Here is a 15,648-nt window from a genome sequence, read left to right on the forward strand (position 1 = left end):
ATTCCGGGCGATTCAGCCCACATTCAGTCACATTAGGCGCTTGTGGCAGGCTGGGTAGGCGCATAGGGCTAATTCGAATATGGCGGCATCTCGAGCAAAGACGCGTGGGCCGGTTTGGCGCATCACGGTCGGGCTGATCAAGCTCGGCCTGTATGTGACATTATTGGCCTTTGTCGCACTGGCCGTGGCGGTGGGCATCGCCATGTCGTCGCTACCCGATTACGAGACACTGCAATCCTCGCCCAATGGGCAAACGGTTCGCGTGCGCGCCGCCGATGGCTCGGTGATCTTCGCCATGGGGCCAAGCTATGGCCAATGGCTGCGCCATGACGAAATCCCGGAAATCATGCGCGATGCGATGATCTCGGTCGAAGATCGGCGCTTCGAAAGCCATTTCGGCGTCGACCCGATCGGCATCGCCCGCTCGGTGCGCGTGCGCATTGAACGCGGCAGCTGGGTGCAGGGCGGCTCGACCATCACCCAGCAGCTCGCCCGCAACCTGTTCCTCACCAACACCCGCACCTTTGGCCGCAAGATCCGCGAGATGATTCTCGCGCTCGCGATGGAGCGGACCTTTACCAAGGAACAGATTCTCGAACTCTATTTGAATCGCGTCTATTTTGGCGGTGGTGCTTATGGGATCGATGCGGCGTCACGGCGCTTCTTTGGCCATTCGGCACGCGATCTCGATCTGTCCGAATCCGCGGTTATCGCTGGCCTCGTCAAAGCACCCTCGCGCTATTCGCCGACCGCGGATGCCCAAGCCGCAATCGGTCGGGCAGGGGTTGTTCTCGATCTGATGGTCGAGACCGGCCAGATCACCCAATCCGAAGCTGCTGCCGCCGCGCCCGATGATGTATCCCTGGCTCCGCAGCCGCGGCGCAATTCGGTGCGCTATTTCACCGACTGGGTGCTCAATCAGCTCGACCTGCTGGTCAATGAAACCCGCGCGCCGATCGATGTCTGGACAACGCTGGATCTCGAAATGCAGGCCCAGGCCGTCAATTCGGTCCGCGCCCATACGCCAGAAGGTGCGCAGGGCGCACTTGTCGCGCTGGATCGAGATGGAGCGGTACGCGCAATGGTTGGCGGGACCGATTATGTGACGTCCAACTATAACCGTGCAGTAACCGCAGTCCGACAGCCCGGATCGTCCTGGAAATTGTTCGTCTATCTCGCAGCGCTTGAGAATGGATACACGCCCGAAGACCGCGTCGTCGACGAGCCGATCGACTGGAATGGCTGGCAACCGCGTAACAGCTCTGGACGTTTTTCCGGGGAAATGGATGTCCGCTCGGCCTTTGCCTATTCGGTGAATACGGTGGCCGCCCAGCTTGGCGCCGAAGTCGGGCTGCATACGGTGGCCAATATGGCCCAGCGCTTTGGCATCACGACCCCGGTGAACACCCATCCCTCCATGGTGCTCGGCACGTCCGAAGTCCGCGTGATCGAAATGGCGCGCGCCTTTGCTTCGGTTGCCGCGCGCGGCGTCGCCGTCGATCCCTATGGCATTGTCCGCGTCACGATGGAGGATCCGGAAACCCGCGAGGAAATCGATCTCCATGTCACCGAGATTGATCAGTCGCGCGTACTGGTCGCGCCCTATGTTGCTGCCGAGATGACCGATCTGTTGCAGACGGCAGTCGCAACGGGCACCGGACGCGCCGCCCAGATCGGCCGGCCGGTCGCCGGCAAGACGGGGACGACGAGCTCCAATCGCGATGGCTGGTTTGTCGGCTTTTCATCCGGCCTCACCACAGCTGTATGGATGGGCCGTGACGATGCGCGGCGGGTTGGCGGGCTCCAGGGTGGCCGGGCTCCGGCCCGCGCCTTTGCCGATTTCATGCGCTATGCAGTATCGAGCCGACCGGTCGAAGAATTTGCCACCGATGTAACGCTTCCCGAATGGCAGCTGGAAGATCAGGACGACGCCTATTTCGGCGATCCGTTCCAGGACGAGATTTTCGTCGATGAAAATGGCATGCCGATAGGCACGCCCGGTGGCCCCATTCCCGATCGCTATGGCGATGGCAGCCAGCCCGGCAATATGGATGAGGACTGGCTCGACGAAGTGCTTCGCCGCAGCGAGGGCGATCGCCGGGCCGAGCAGGAACCCGCCCAGCCTTTTCCCAATGAAGAGCGCGACGACCCGCCGCCGGCGATCCGCGATCAGGAAGAAGTGCCCACCCAATAAAGCGCCGCGCCATGATCGCGCAGCCAACGGCGTTCTGCTTTCGGTTCACGGCCGAACAGATCAGCCACCACTGCGTGAAATTCGGGGCCGTGATGCATATGGACGCGGTGCGCGACCTCATGGGCGACAGTTGCGCTCAACACCTCCGGCGGCGCCATGATCAGCCGCCAGCTATAGCGGATGTTACCGCACGACGCGCAGCTGCCCCAGCGGCTCCGCGCATCGCCGATGCTGATCCGGCCGATCGTCACACCCGCCGCCAGCGCATATCGCGCCGATTCTTCGGTGAGCGTATGACGCGCTTCGTCTTTCAGCCAACGAACAAGGCGCGCACTCACGGCATCTTGTGGTCCGCCAACGCGAATGCTGTCTCCGGATAATGCGGGCTTGCGCGGATGCTCCGGCCTGTGGTCGATCCGCAGATCCGTGCCGCGATAGGGGAGGGTACCGCCCGGAAGGATCGGTCGCGGCATAGGCAGATCGGCGAGCTGGGCCTCGACCCAATCGCGCTGGCTTTCGGCCCAGCGCTCCGCCTTGGTGAGGCTTGCGCGTTGCGGGAGACTGAGCAATACGCGCCCGTCGCGCGGATCGACCCGCAGGCGAAAGGATCGCACCCGTGGATGGCGATTCAGGGTGAGCGCGCGCCGATGGCCGCCGCCTTCAAAAACCAGCTCAGAGTTCGCGTTCGACACAATGATGCTCAAGATCGCCGGCATCGATTTCGGATATCGTCCAGCCGCGCGTCGATTCTCCGGCCCGGTGCACGGCGTCGCGATCGCCGCAGACCAGATAATGCCAGTCGGGAAGTGGCTCACCCTCGGCAAGCAGGCGATAGGCGCAGGTACGCGGCAGCCAGGGCGTATCGGCCATGTTGCGCGCGGTGAGCCGCAGGCAATCGGGCACCCGGATCTTGCGATGCTTATAGTCCGTGCAGCGCGCCGTATCGAGATCGAGCAATTTGCACGCGACATTGGTCGCCTGGACTTCGCCCGTATCCGCATCCTGCAGCTTGTGGAGGCAGCATTTGCCGCAGCCATCGCATAGCGATTCCCATTCGCTGCGCGTCATCTGGTCGAGCCGCTTGGTTTCCCAGAAATTGCCGCTCACCGACGCATCCTATCGCGCCCAGCGCAGCAGGGCGTCTGCGATGGCTTCGGGCTGATCCTGCAAAGGCAGGATCGCCAGCGGTTCGCCGTCGGGCCCGAACAGGATCGCATTATTGCTATGATCGACGAGATAGGTGCCCGATCCATCATCCTCGCCAAGCTGATAATAGACACCATAGCTATCGACCGCGGCATCGATCGCTTCGCGCGAGCCCGACAGGCCCAGCATGCGCGGGTGGAAATTGTCGGTGAACTCCGCCAGCACTTCAGGAGTATCACGATCCGGGTCGACGCTTACGAAGATCGGCGTGATCCGTTCGGCCATTTCCGGATCGCGCTCTTCCACGATCCGCATCGCCTGGCCGAGCCGCTGCATATCGACCGGGCAGACATCCGGGCAAAAGGCATAGCCGAAATAGATCACCCGGTTCTGGCCCGCAAAATCAGCTTCGCGAACGGTTTCCCCGGTTTCGCTGACCAGCTCGAAATCCCCGCCGATGGCCGCGCCTTGCAGCGGCGGCGGAGCGGGCGGGGCTTCGGGCGAACAGGCGGCAATTGCGACACCGGTACCAAGGGTGAGCAAGGCGATTTTCAACTGTTTGAGATCGTTCATGACAGGGCCAGTCATGCTTTGCTAAGGACGGGCTTGCAAGTGGCAAAGGGATAGGATTTCGATGAACGACCGGGCTTCGCCAAAAATGACGCGCCGCAGCTTTGCGCTCGCTACTGCGAGCCTTGGCGCGCTGATGCTGCCAATGCCGGCAGCCGCGCAATTTTCGGACACCTATAATTTCCTTCGCGGGGTACGCGATCGGGATTTCGCGACCGTGCGCGACCTGGTTGAAGCGCCAAGCTCAACCGTCATCAATGTGCGGGATCGATCAACGGGCGAATCCGCGCTTCATATCGTGACCCGGCGGCGGGATTCGCAATGGGTGCTCTATCTTCTCCGGCAAAATGCCAATCCCAACATCCGCGATAGCGAAGGCAACACGCCGCTCCATATCGCCGCTCAGATTGGCTTTGCCGAAGCCGCCAACTGGCTGCGCATCGTCAACGCGGATCTCGATGCCCGCAATAATCGCGGGGAAACCCCGTTGATCCTTGCCGTTCAGCAGCGCCACGGCGCGCTGGTCCGCCAGCTTGTCGATGCCGGAGCTGATCCGGGCATTGCCGATAGTGTGGTTGGATTGTCGGCCCGGGACTATGCGGCGCGCGACGGCCGATCCGAAGCCATATTGGAAATATTGGATTCAGCGGAACCGGAAGCGGAAGCCGCGCCAACCTTTGGCCCGACGCCCAACTAGAGGCTAATCGAAACCCGCCAGATGCGGATCGTCTGCGGCCAGTAACCGGCCGGCGGCGCGGCGCGCAAAACGCAAGGTCTCTGCTCGCCGGCGCGATGCCGCAACGCTGCGGCGTTCGGCTTCTCGTACAATAGCGGCATCATAGGCGTCGGCGACGATTAGCCCGGAAATATCCGGCTGCAATTCTTCCCGTTCGCACAGTGCAAGATCGAATCCCGCCGGCACGGCCCAGAAAAACCGATCGCAATAATCGAGATAGTCGGGCCATTTGCGATCGCCGAGCAGGTCAGCCCGGCTGACCTTGATCTCGACGATCACGATCTGACCCTTGCTGTCGATCGCCATGACATCAGCCCGCCGGCCGTTGCCGAGTGTAACCTCTGTCAGCGCGACCAGTTCCTGACGAAACAGGAGCCGCGATACGCCGCGCGCGACATGCTCTGCCTTTAAGACATCGCCCTCGAGAATCGCCGGATCAGCCATGCTTCGTGACTAGAACAAAGAATGAACGATTGGAAGAGAGTGCTAACTGGCCCCGATGAATTCGTCGAGCCAGGCCTCGGGCTCTTCGACATCAAGCTCGACCACCCAGATATCGGGATCAAAATTGCGCCGCCGTTCGATATAGGCCGATACCGCAGCAGGATCTTCCGCATCGTCCGGCCCGGCCGTGACCCATTGATAGCTGCCGTCTGGCGCGAGCCCGCGTTCGCGCAGGCCGCTGACGACTCCGCGACTGGCCAGCGCCAGTATGACCGCGCCGGAAATCTCATCACCCTTGGTCAGCACCATGGCATGGCCGCCTGCCGCCTCGACCCGCCTCCGCAGCGCCGAGACCAGGGTCTTGCTGGTGATGCGCGCGCTCATTCGGACAGCCGATAGCCATCGAGTGAGGAAAGGGGGATGCGCGATTTCATGAAGGTGCCAGTACCGCGCGCTGCTTCCTCGCCCTCGGCATCGAGCAGCCGGGCTTCGGCCACGAATACGCGGCGCTGGCCGCTCACCCATCGGCCTTCGGCGGTGACCGTGCCCCCGGTCATCGGGCGCGTGAACAGCAAATTGAAACCGGTCGTCAGCAGGAAACGATCGGAGACCAGACTGTTGGCCGCATAAAAGGCCGCATCGTCGAGCATCTTGAAATAGCTGGTGCCGTGGATCGCACCCGCCGCATGGAAATAGCGCTCGTCCAGATCGAATTCGATCCGCGAGACGCCGCTTTCCGGAATCGCCAGCCGGGAATCCCAGATATCGTTGATCGGCGCAGAATCGTAGAGCGCCTCAAGCGCCCGAAAATGCGCTTCTGCACCAGCCAGCGGTGCATCCGCTGGGTCCTGGTCAGGCAGCGTCCGCCGCCTCGAAATTGGCGAGCAGCGCATAGACAGCATCGGTAGAGCGCGCACCACGCAGCTTGGCGACAAATTCCCCGTCGCGCAGCCGGCGGCTGATCCGCGCCAATACCCGCAAATGCGAGGCGCCGTCGGCTTCGGGTGAGAAGAGCGCAAAAATGCAATCGACCGGCAGATCGTCGACCGAATCATAATCAACTGGCGTCGCCAGGCGAACGAAGATCCCGAACGGCTTTTCAAGCGAATCGATTCGGCCATGGGGAATAGCGACGCCGTCGCCAAAGCCTGTCGAACCGAGCTTTTCGCGCATATTCAACTGCGCTTCCAGTGCCTTGGCATCGCCATCGGCAATATCGGCAGCATGTTTGGCGATCAGCCGAAACAGCGCGGATTTGTTGGGGACCGCATCGGCGAACACGACGAATGCAGGATCCGGAAACTCAAACTCTGACATTTAACACCTTGACTACACAGCGAAATACCGGCGAACGCCGGCGTTAGGGGATGGCTTGTCTTAAACCGGCCGCTCGGGCTCGACCCAACCAATGGATCCGTCACGGCGCCGGTACACCATATTATATACCCCAGTATCGCTATTTTTGAAGAGCAGAGCGTTGGTATTGCGCAAATCGAGCATCCAGACCGCATTGGAAACGCTCGCATCGGGAATATCGACACTGGTTTCGGCAATGATCGGCGGATTGTCCGGCACATCCTCTGCCTCTTCGCCACCGCCAAAGACTGTATAGCCAGCGCTCGGCTCCGGCATTACGGGCGGCATATCGCCATTGGCATGTTTGTGATGATCTTTGAGGCGATCCATATGGCGGCGCAGCTGCTTTTCGACATGGCCAGCCGCTTCTTCGAAGGCGGCATGCGCATCGCCCTGGTTTTCCGCTTCGCCTTTCAGGATCACACCCTGCATCACATGGGCGACAATCACACAGCGAAAGCCATGATCATGCGGGCCTTTGCCAAAGGTCACATTGGCAGAAATGGCGCGGGCAAAATATTTGTCGGCGATCGCCGTCATCCGATCTTCGACATGATCCTTGAGCGCATCGCCAGTTTCGACCTGATGACCCGATACCCGAATGTCCATTACGCTATTCCTTCATCATGGGGTGTGCGCCCATCTGACGCGACACCGTCTATTCAACTCTTGGCCTGCTCGTCCGGCCATAACGGGTCGGTCAGCTGGGCGATAAATGCGGCATGCCGGGCGCGCTCTGCATCCGATGCCTGATGCGGGCGCGGCGCGCGAACCGGACGATCATTGCTCTGCGTGAGGCGATCCTCGCCATCACCTGCTGCAACCGGCGCTTTCTCATCATCTGGCAAAACCAGTCCGATCTGGCGGCCACCGGTCAGCTCGACATAGACCTGGGCAAGCAGCTGCGCATCGAGCAGTGCGCCATGCAATACGCGCTGGCTGCGATCGACACCATAGCGCGAGCAAAGTGCATCAAGGCTATGCTTGGCACCGGGATGCTTGGTTCGCGCGATCGCCAGCGTATCGACCATGCGATCGAGGCTGACATGGGCATGGCCGGCCAGTTCCAGTTCGGTATTCAAAAAGCCGAAATCGAATTGCGCATTATGCGCAACCAGCGGGCTATCTTCGATGAAATCGATGAACTGCTGGGCCGCGCTCGAGAATAGCGGCTTGCTGGCGAGAAATGCATCGGAGAGACCATGCACGGCAAAGGCTTCGCTCGGCATCTCGCGTTCGGGATTGCAGTAGATGTGGAAGCTGCGCCCAGTTTCGACTCGATTGACCATTTCCAACGCACCGATCTCAACAAGCCGGTGCCCGTCCTTGGGGCTCAATCCAGTGGTTTCCGTATCGAAAACTATTTCACGCATTGTTTGCAATATCGGATGTCATGCTCCCTTAAGCAAGTGACGAGTGCGTCAACTTGGGCACGGGTTTCTTCTAGCGCTGTTCCGGTGTCGATAATGAAGTCGGCCCGTTCGCGTTTTTCGGCATCAGGCAGCTGCAGGCCGAGAATATGTTCGAACTTTTCGACCGTCATTCCCGGGCGTTTAAGTACCCGCTCGCGCTGTACATCTGCAGGCGCGGACACCACGATCACGGCATCGAGACCAGCATCGCCGGTTTTCTCATAGAGCAATGGTATATCGAACAGCACAATCGGTGCATCTTCATGCTCTTTGAGAAACGCCATGCGATTAAGGCCGACCGCCGGATGGATCAGCTCTTCAAGCGCGCGCAATTTCTCCCGATCGCCAAGCACCGCCTTGGAGAGTTTGGCGCGATCAACACCGTCCGGACCGGTGGTGCCCGGAAAGACTTCCTCGATCGCCTGGACCAGCTCGCCGCCCGGGCCCTGCAATCGATGGACTTCGGCATCGGCATCGAACACCGGCACGCCTTCGGCCGCAAACATGGCGGCGACCGTGGACTTGCCCATCCCTATCGATCCGGTGAGGCCGAGCAATATCATTGGTTGGGCATCATGAAATTAGCGCCTCTCTCAACTCGTCATCGTGATCGCGCGGCGGGGCTTTGCCGAAGAATAGTTCAAAGGCGATCGCTGCCTGGCCGATCAACATATCGAGACCATCGACCGTGTCGAGATCGCGCGCACGCGCCGCGGCAAGCAATTCGGTTTCCAGCGGCACATAAACGAGATCATAGACTATCGCATCGTTAGGCAGTGGATCGAGATCCAGCGCCAATGGCTCCTGCCCTGCCATACCGAGTGGACTGGCATTCACCAGCAAGGGCACAGCCGGCACCGGTGCATCAAGTGGCAGCGCTTCGCCCTTGAGATCGAAACTGGCGAGCAAGGCGGCCGCCTTGAGCGGGGTCCGGTTCAGCAAGACGACCGCACCGACATCAGCGCGTTTCAATGCGAACAACACCGCACGCGCCGCGCCGCCAGCCCCGATCAGCGCCACGGTTTCGCCCGCCAGATCAAGTCCGGAGATCGGTGTGTAGAAACCCGCGGCATCGGTATTCGTCCCGATCAAAATGCCATCCTCATCGCGCAGCACGGTGTTGATCGCACCAATGCTTTGGCGCAGCCCGCCGCGATCCTCGACATGATCGAGCGCGGCTTCCTTGTGCGGTAAGGTGATATTGCAGCCCCGCCAGTTCGGATCGGCCTGACGCTGTGCAAAATAGTCTGCGAGAGTGTCGGGGGTGACATGATGGGCGCGATAGGCAGCATCAATGCCGAGCTTTTCGAGCCAGAAGCCATGGATCATCGGCGATTTGCTATGGGCAATCGGATCGCCAATCACCTCGGCATAGGCGTTGCTCATTCGGTCATCACTCCCCGCACCCGCAGATATTCGAGCAGCGGCAATAAGGGGAGTCCCAGGATCGTGAAATAATTACCATCGATCCGCGAGAAGAGCTGCGCACCGCGACCTTCGAGCCGATAGCCGCCAGCGCACCCGCCGATCGCAGGCCATTCCTGATCGAGATAGCTGTCGAGAAACGCATCGCTGAATTCACGCATGCTGAGTTTGGCAATATCGATATGCCGCCAGACCGGCTTGCCGGCTTCACAGATCACCGCCGCACTGATCTGCTGATGGGTTTCACCGCGCAGCGCGCGCAAATGATCGCGCGCCTCTTCGCGGCTCGTTGCTTTGTCGTAGATTGCTCCATCAAGTGACGCGACCTGATCACATCCCAGGACAAGCGCTTCGGGGAAACGTTGCGACAGCTTCGTCGCTTTCAGCTCGGCCAATGCGTCAGCCAGATTGCGTGGCGAAATGCCATCGGCACACAGCGCCTCTTTTGCGCTGTCTTCATCCACTCCGGCGCCCATTGGTTCGAACGGCACATCGGCAGCGTTCAGCATCGCGCGACGGCTGGTGCTTTGCGAGGCAAGGATCAGCTGGATGGCACAGACCCTGCACCGCCATCCGCGCTTTCGGTATCGCGCGCCGTCACAATGTTGAGGATCGCGGCCGCGCTTTCCTCGATCGAGCGGCGGGTCACATCGATAACCGGCCATTCATTGTCAGCGAAGATCCGGCGCGCAAAGGCGACTTCCTGTTTCACCCGGTCCTGGTCAACATAATCGGTCTCGGGCGTCTGGTTGAGGCTGAGCAACCGATTGCGGCGAACCTGCACCAACCGGTCCGGACTGGTGGTCAAGCCAACGATCAGCGGATTTTTGAGCCTGTACAGCGTATCGGGCGGTGGCGATTCCGGAACCAATGGTACATTGGCAACCTTGTACCCGCGATTGGCCAGATAGATGCTCGTCGGGGTTTTCGAGGTGCGCGAGACGCCGGCAAGTACAATATCCGCGCGGTCCCAATCTTCAGGCGCCACGCCATCATCATGGGCAATCGTATATTGGATCGCCTCGACCCGCTGAAAATAGGCGGCATCAAGGGCGTGCTGGCCGCCGGGTAGTTCCTTGGCTTCCATGCCGAGCAGACGCGACAGGGCATCGATCACCGGATCGAGCGCGGACACTACCGGCAGACCCATGGCGCGGGTGCGCGTCTCCAGCTTTCGCCGGACATTGTGATCGACCAATGTATAGAGAACGAGCCCCGGCTGTTTCCCAATATCGTCGAGCACCCGATCGACATGGCCTTCAGATCGGACCATCGGCCAGAAATGCTTGATCGTTTCGACATCATCGAACTGCGCAAGACCGGCCTTGGCAATATTTTCCAGCGTCTCGCCCGTCGAGTCCGATATCAGATGGAGGTGAAGTCGGATCATGAAGTGCCTATGCTAGAAGATTGAGTGTGGTCGGGATTGGGGCGGATAAGCGTGTGGAAAAGCCTGCCCATTTCGCTAGCTGAAATTCGGGGATAGAGGCAAGTCGGCAAACGACACCCGCAGACTCCAATTCCATCCCGCACTCGATCCACAGGGAATGAAATATGCACACAGGATGTGAATCATCGGGATAACAGATTCGACTCCAAGCAGCCGCGCGATTCCCGCATGAGTCAAGCTGTTGGCCTCGTGCTGAAAAGAGATTAAGCCCCGCTGCCAAGCCTACAACTGACTCCATCAATCTTATTATTATAAATATATATATAGAAGTAGGAGAGCGTTCCGAAGTGCCAGATTATCCGACAAGCGGCCGTCCTCTCCTCGATGTCTTGCGGGGCCAGCGCATCGATCCAACGCCAATCTGGCTGATGCGTCAAGCCGGGCGCTACCTTCCTGAGTATCGTGCACTGCGCGCCGAGAAAGGCGGCTTTCTCGATCTTGTCCATGATAGCGAAGCGGCCGCCGAAGTGACTTTGCAACCGATCAAGCGGTTCGGCTTTGACGGCGTGATCCTGTTTTCCGACATTCTCGTGATCCCCCATGCCCTGGGTCAGGATCTGCGTTTTGTTGCTGGCGAAGGTCCGCGGCTTTCCCCTCCGCTGGTCGATGCCACACTGGCGTCGCTGGAAGCGGTGCCTGAGCGGCTTGATCCGGTTTACCGGACGGTGGGCCTGGTTGCCGATGAGTTGGGGCCTGACAAGACGTTCCTGGGCTTTGCCGGAAGTCCGTGGACCGTGGCGACCTATATGGTGGCTGGACAAGGCAGCCGGGACCAGGCCGATACCCGGCGCATGGCCTATGGCGATCCCGAAGCTTTTGGCGAAATCATCGATGCGATCACGACCAGCACAGTCGATTATCTCGGCAAGCAGATCGAGGCCGGTGTCCATGCCGTGCAGCTGTTTGATAGCTGGTCGGGGAGCTTGTCTCCGGCCCAGTTCGAACGCTGGGTGATCGCGACCAACGCTAAGATCGTGGCCGAGCTTGGCGATCGGTATCCCGATACGCCGGTGATCGGTTTTCCCAAGGGTGCGGGAGAAAAGCTGCCCGCCTATGCGCGCGAGACGATGGTCGATGCGGTCGGGATCGATGAGACGATCAATCCCGAATGGGCCGATGAAGCGCTGCCGGCATCACTGCCGGTGCAGGGCAATCTCGATCCGCTGGCGCTGATTGCCGGTGGCGAGCGGCTCGACCATGCTGTCGGCCGGATAAAAAGGGCTTTCGTTGGACGACCGCATGTGTTCAATCTGGGCCATGGAATTTTGCCCGATACCCCGATCGCGCATGTCGAGCATCTGCTCGCGCTGGTTCGTCAGGGTTAAGCGAGGGGCGATGCGATGACCGAGCTGCTCACCCTCGCCTATCCATGGCTGCGCGCTGCCCATATCATCTTCGTGATTTTCTGGATGGCCGGCCTGTTCATGCTGCCGCGTTTCTTTGTCTATCATCAGGAAGCCGCGGAAGGATCATCCGAAGCGAGCGCATGGGTCGAACGCGAGGACAAGCTCGCGACGATCATCATGAATCCCTCCATGCTCATCGTCTGGGTGCTGGGCCTGACGCTGGCCTATTATCTCAACCTCTGGGCGCAGCCATGGTTCATCGCCAAACTGGTCTTTGTGGTCCTGCTTTCCGGCTATCAGGGATGGTTGATGGGCTATCGCAAGAAACTTGCCCGCGGCGAACGGCCATTGTCCGGCAAAAGATTGAGAATGCTCAACGAAGTGCCGGGTATTGCTGCGGCCATCATTGTTATTCTTGTCGTTGTACGGCCTTTCTAGCGGGACCATCAGCGGGCCGTTTCGCTTGACTTGAAGGGCTTGGCTCACTAGTTCGCACACCAAGCAGCCGCTGCCAGTCCTTGCGCAGCGCTTCATGTTTTCGACGCATCTTTCTCAGACACCGTCGCAATCCCCCATTTTATTTTCCGCCAGGAAACCAACATGCATCTCAAAGATTTAAAACAGAAAAAACCGGCCGAGCTCGTCAAAATGGCCGAAGATCTCGGCGTCGAAGGCGCCTCGACCCTGCGCAAGCAGGACCTGCTATTCGGCATTTTGAAAGCCGAAAGCGAAGAAGGCGAGCTCATCATGGGCATGGGCACGATCGAAGTGCTTCCCGATGGCTTCGGCTTTCTGCGCAGCCCGGAAGCCAATTATCTGGCCGGGCCCGACGATATCTACGTGTCTCCGAACCAGGTCCGCAAATTTGGCCTGCGCACCGGCGATACGGTTGAAGGCGAAATTCGCGGTCCCAAGGATGGCGAACGCTATTTTGCGCTCACCAAGGTTACCGAAATCAATTTCGATGATCCCGAATATCTGCGCACCCGCGTCAATTTCGACAATCTGACCCCGCTCTATCCCGATGAGAAGCTCACGCTCGATAGCGATGATCCAACGATCAAGGACAAATCGGCCCGGGTCATTGATATCATCTCGCCACAGGGCAAGGGCCAGCGTGCACTCATCGTGGCACCGCCCCGGACCGGTAAGACGGTGCTCTTGCAGAATATCGCCAAGGCGATCACCGACAATCATCCCGAGGTCTATCTGATCGTGCTGCTCATCGATGAGCGCCCGGAAGAAGTGACCGATATGCAGCGCTCGGTAAATGGTGAGGTGATTTCCTCGACCTTTGACGAACCAGCGCAGCGCCACGTCCAGGTTGCCGAAATGGTGATCGAAAAAGCCAAGCGCCTCGTCGAACACAAGAAAGACGTTGTGATCCTGCTCGACTCGATCACCCGGCTTGGCCGCGCGTACAACACGGTCGTGCCGAGCTCCGGCAAGGTGCTGACCGGCGGTGTCGATGCCAACGCCCTGCAACGGCCGAAGCGATTCTTCGGTGCGGCGCGTAACATCGAAGAAGGTGGTTCGCTCTCGATCATCGCCACCGCGCTGATCGATACCGGCAGCCGGATGGACGAAGTCATCTTCGAAGAATTCAAAGGCACCGGTAACTCGGAAATCGTGCTGGATCGCAAGGTCTCCGACAAGCGCATCTTCCCGGCTCTCGATGTCGGCAAGTCCGGCACCCGCAAGGAAGAGCTGCTGGTCGAGAAGGATAATCTTGCTAAGATGTGGGTGCTTCGCCGGATCCTCATGCAGATGGGTACCGTCGATGCGATGGAATTCCTGCTCGACAAGATGAAGGATTCCAAGACCAACGAAGATTTCTTCGACTCGATGAATCAGTAGGGCCTAGCCAGCAACGATGTTCGAATTTCTTGCCAATGTGTCGGAAGTAACCCCCGGATTGGGGTCGCTCGCTGAAATCTGGGCGGCGATCGTCCATGACTTCAGCAATCTGAACACGCCATCGGCGATGGCCGCATTTGGCCAGGTCGTGTTGATCGATCTCGTCTTTGCCGCCGACAACGCAATTGTCGTGGGCGCGCTTGCGGGCGGGCTTCCTGCCGATCAGCGCCGCAAGGTCATCCTGATCGGGATTGGCGCAGCGCTGGTGTTGCGGATCTTCTTCGCGCTGATTGTCAGCGTGTTGATGGGCATTGTCGGGCTGATCCTGGCTGGCGGTTTGCTGCTGCTCTGGGTCGCCTGGAAATTCTGGCGCGAGCTTCGGCATGTCAGTGAGTCTCCCGGTTCTGAAGAGATTGTTGGTGACGAGCATTCAGGCCTCAAATCAGCGCGCAGCTTCTGGGGCGCCGTTTGGGCGGTGACCGCGGCGGACGTATCGATGAGCCTTGATAATGTGCTTGGCGTTGCCGGCGCAGCGCGCGAACATCCGGGGATCCTGGTGATCGGCTTGCTGTTATCGGTCGCGCTGATGGGCCTCGCCGCCAATATCATCGCGCGCTATATCGAACGCTATAAATGGATCGCCTATCTCGGCCTGGTCGTGATCCTCTGGGTCGCGGTGCGGATGATCTATGAAGGCACGATCGATCCCGACATCGGCCTGATGACGCTATTCGGCTAGCTGAATCTACGAACTAGCCTGCGGCGCGACCAATAGCCGGTTGCGCGGATAATCGACAACAAATCGCCGCCCGGCAAAGGCATCTGCGCTGAGCAGCATGGCCGGTCCGTCGCCGAGTTCGAGCGTCTCAAATATCGCAAGATCGGCGATACCCATGCGCGCTTCATCGACCGCAAAGCCTCCGACAGTGAAGCGGTCCAGGCGAATCTGCTGCATGGCCACCGCATGGCCAGACGCACCGCCGATCGCACCGCGCGACGCAGTGGCGAGATAGGATTGCAGGCCAGTCTGTTCGGCGGCCGCCTGATTCATGATCGAATGGGCAGCGCCCGTATCGAACAGGGCGGGCATCTCGATACGACCGACTGTAACCGGCACGATCAGCAAGCCATCCGCGCGCTCGATAAAGGGAATTGAAACCCAGTCGGTACCATTGCTGGAAAAATCGGTTTCGGCCGCAAACAAACGCAATCGATTTCCCGGCAGATCAAAATCGACGACATGCTGACGCAGGATATCGGCCCCGATCAGTCCATCGCCATGATCGCTGCCAGCAAAGCCCGGCAAGCTGTAGGCGCCGAGCTGTCGGAATTCACGGGCACCAATCCTAAGGCTTGCCAGGTTGAAGAACTCAATCGCTGCGCTGCCGGTCGATCCCAGCATCCGTGCCGGCTGGCCATGGCCGGCAAGTCCGAGCTGGCCGACCATGCTGCGCGTCAACATCGTCTTGCTGGCCGCCGTATCGACAATGAAGCGGCCCTGGACGCTATCGTTGAGCGTCACCGAAATCTGCGGCAGGCCATGCCAGGGCGCGGAGAGCGCCATGCTGGTGACGCGCTGCGAATAGCCTGCTGCGACGACGCTGAGCAGGATGATAATCGCCAACAGGCCGGCAATCACATTGGCTATCTGGCGCACGATAAGCATGGCGCCAGTCTAGCCTATCGCGGCGGCCTGTAGTGAATTTCGTTTC

Annotated in this window: 20 protein-coding genes; 6 read left to right on the forward strand and 14 right to left on the reverse strand. The window is 59.8% G+C overall.

Annotated features, from left to right (window positions below):
- The first annotated feature begins 79 nt into the window (after window positions 1–79).
- Window positions 80–2,194, forward strand: coding sequence for a transglycosylase domain-containing protein (locus HFP51_RS11160; RefSeq protein WP_176875795.1), 2,115 nt, complete (start codon window positions 80–82; stop codon window positions 2,192–2,194).
- Here HFP51_RS11160 and HFP51_RS11165 read toward each other — a convergent pair.
- The 3 genes from HFP51_RS11165 to HFP51_RS11175 are packed head-to-tail and all read right to left on the reverse strand — an operon-like array spanning window position 2,170 to window position 3,913.
- Window positions 2,170–2,910: a M48 family metallopeptidase gene (locus HFP51_RS11165; protein ID WP_176875797.1), complete on the reverse strand. Its 741-nt coding sequence runs from the start codon at window positions 2,908–2,910 to the stop codon at window positions 2,170–2,172. The genes HFP51_RS11160 and HFP51_RS11165 overlap by 25 nt on opposite strands.
- Window positions 2,867–3,262: a YcgN family cysteine cluster protein gene (locus tag HFP51_RS11170; RefSeq protein WP_255454988.1), complete on the reverse strand. Its 396-nt coding sequence runs from the start codon at window positions 3,260–3,262 to the stop codon at window positions 2,867–2,869. The genes HFP51_RS11165 and HFP51_RS11170 overlap by 44 nt, the downstream gene beginning before the upstream one ends.
- 48 nt (window positions 3,263–3,310) lie before the next feature.
- Complete coding sequence (locus tag HFP51_RS11175) at window positions 3,311–3,913, reverse strand: SCO family protein (protein WP_176875799.1); 603 nt, start codon at window positions 3,911–3,913, stop codon at window positions 3,311–3,313.
- Window positions 3,914–3,974: 61 nt separating this feature from the next.
- Between HFP51_RS11175 and HFP51_RS11180 the strand changes: the two genes are divergently transcribed.
- Window positions 3,975–4,607, forward strand: a complete 633-nt coding sequence (locus HFP51_RS11180) for an ankyrin repeat domain-containing protein (RefSeq protein ID WP_255454647.1) — start codon at window positions 3,975–3,977, stop codon at window positions 4,605–4,607.
- Between the two features lie 3 nt (window positions 4,608–4,610).
- Here HFP51_RS11180 and HFP51_RS11185 read toward each other — a convergent pair whose 3' ends face one another.
- The 10 genes from HFP51_RS11185 to HFP51_RS11230 are packed head-to-tail and all read right to left on the reverse strand — an operon-like array spanning window position 4,611 to window position 10,673.
- Window positions 4,611–5,090, reverse strand: a complete 480-nt coding sequence (locus tag HFP51_RS11185) for an MmcB family DNA repair protein (RefSeq protein ID WP_176875800.1) — start codon at window positions 5,088–5,090, stop codon at window positions 4,611–4,613.
- A gap of 42 nt (window positions 5,091–5,132) precedes the next feature.
- Window positions 5,133–5,474, reverse strand: coding sequence for a DUF1491 family protein (locus tag HFP51_RS11190; RefSeq protein WP_176875801.1), 342 nt, complete (start codon window positions 5,472–5,474; stop codon window positions 5,133–5,135).
- Window positions 5,471–5,983 carry a PaaI family thioesterase gene (locus HFP51_RS11195; protein ID WP_176875803.1) on the reverse strand — a complete coding sequence of 171 codons (513 nt, stop codon included), beginning with the start codon at window positions 5,981–5,983 and terminating at the stop codon, window positions 5,471–5,473. The genes HFP51_RS11190 and HFP51_RS11195 overlap by 4 nt, the downstream gene beginning before the upstream one ends.
- Window positions 5,943–6,407 carry a PTS sugar transporter subunit IIA gene (locus HFP51_RS11200; RefSeq protein ID WP_176875805.1) on the reverse strand — a complete coding sequence of 155 codons (465 nt, stop codon included), beginning with the start codon at window positions 6,405–6,407 and terminating at the stop codon, window positions 5,943–5,945. The genes HFP51_RS11195 and HFP51_RS11200 overlap by 41 nt, the downstream gene beginning before the upstream one ends.
- Before the next feature lie 60 nt (window positions 6,408–6,467).
- A complete protein-coding gene (hpf, locus tag HFP51_RS11205) occupies window positions 6,468–7,055 on the reverse strand; it encodes a ribosome hibernation-promoting factor, HPF/YfiA family (protein WP_176875806.1) in 588 nt (195 codons plus the stop codon).
- A gap of 53 nt (window positions 7,056–7,108) precedes the next feature.
- On the reverse strand, window positions 7,109–7,819 hold the full coding sequence (gene dnaQ, locus HFP51_RS11210) for a DNA polymerase III subunit epsilon (RefSeq protein ID WP_176875808.1): 711 nt from the start codon (window positions 7,817–7,819) through the stop codon (window positions 7,109–7,111).
- On the reverse strand, window positions 7,807–8,421 hold the full coding sequence (coaE, locus tag HFP51_RS11215; RefSeq protein ID WP_176875810.1) for a dephospho-CoA kinase: 615 nt from the start codon (window positions 8,419–8,421) through the stop codon (window positions 7,807–7,809). The genes dnaQ and coaE overlap by 13 nt, the downstream gene beginning before the upstream one ends.
- Window positions 8,422–8,431: 10 nt before the next feature.
- Window positions 8,432–9,244, reverse strand: a complete 813-nt coding sequence (aroE, locus tag HFP51_RS11220; protein ID WP_176875812.1) for a shikimate dehydrogenase — start codon at window positions 9,242–9,244, stop codon at window positions 8,432–8,434.
- Window positions 9,241–9,792, reverse strand: a complete 552-nt coding sequence (locus HFP51_RS11225; protein WP_176873727.1) for a nucleoside triphosphate pyrophosphatase — start codon at window positions 9,790–9,792, stop codon at window positions 9,241–9,243. Before HFP51_RS11225 ends, aroE begins: the two co-directional genes overlap by 4 nt.
- Before the next feature lie 32 nt (window positions 9,793–9,824).
- Window positions 9,825–10,673: a pyruvate, water dikinase regulatory protein gene (locus HFP51_RS11230; protein WP_176875813.1), complete on the reverse strand. Its 849-nt coding sequence runs from the start codon at window positions 10,671–10,673 to the stop codon at window positions 9,825–9,827.
- A 347-nt stretch (window positions 10,674–11,020) separates the two neighbouring features.
- On the opposite strand from HFP51_RS11230, the gene hemE reads away from it, so the two are divergent.
- From hemE to HFP51_RS11250, 4 genes are all read left to right on the forward strand, one after another.
- Window positions 11,021–12,058, forward strand: coding sequence for a uroporphyrinogen decarboxylase (gene hemE, locus HFP51_RS11235; RefSeq protein WP_176875815.1), 1,038 nt, complete (start codon window positions 11,021–11,023; stop codon window positions 12,056–12,058).
- Between the two features lie 15 nt (window positions 12,059–12,073).
- Window positions 12,074–12,517 carry a CopD family protein gene (locus HFP51_RS11240; RefSeq protein WP_176875817.1) on the forward strand — a complete coding sequence of 148 codons (444 nt, stop codon included), beginning with the start codon at window positions 12,074–12,076 and terminating at the stop codon, window positions 12,515–12,517.
- A 162-nt stretch (window positions 12,518–12,679) separates the two neighbouring features.
- A complete protein-coding gene (gene rho, locus HFP51_RS11245) occupies window positions 12,680–13,936 on the forward strand; it encodes a transcription termination factor Rho (protein ID WP_176875819.1) in 1,257 nt (418 codons plus the stop codon).
- Window positions 13,937–13,952: 16 nt separating this feature from the next.
- Complete coding sequence (locus HFP51_RS11250; RefSeq protein WP_176875820.1) at window positions 13,953–14,675, forward strand: TerC family protein; 723 nt, start codon at window positions 13,953–13,955, stop codon at window positions 14,673–14,675.
- Between the two features lie 6 nt (window positions 14,676–14,681).
- Here the strand turns inward: HFP51_RS11250 and HFP51_RS11255 are convergent, their stop codons facing one another.
- A complete protein-coding gene (locus tag HFP51_RS11255; RefSeq protein ID WP_176875821.1) occupies window positions 14,682–15,602 on the reverse strand; it encodes an aspartyl protease family protein in 921 nt (306 codons plus the stop codon).
- Window positions 15,603–15,648: the final 46 nt, after the last annotated feature.

The sequence above is a fragment of the Parasphingopyxis sp. CP4 genome, assembly GCF_013378055.1.
GTDB lineage: Bacteria > Pseudomonadota > Alphaproteobacteria > Sphingomonadales > Sphingomonadaceae > Parasphingopyxis.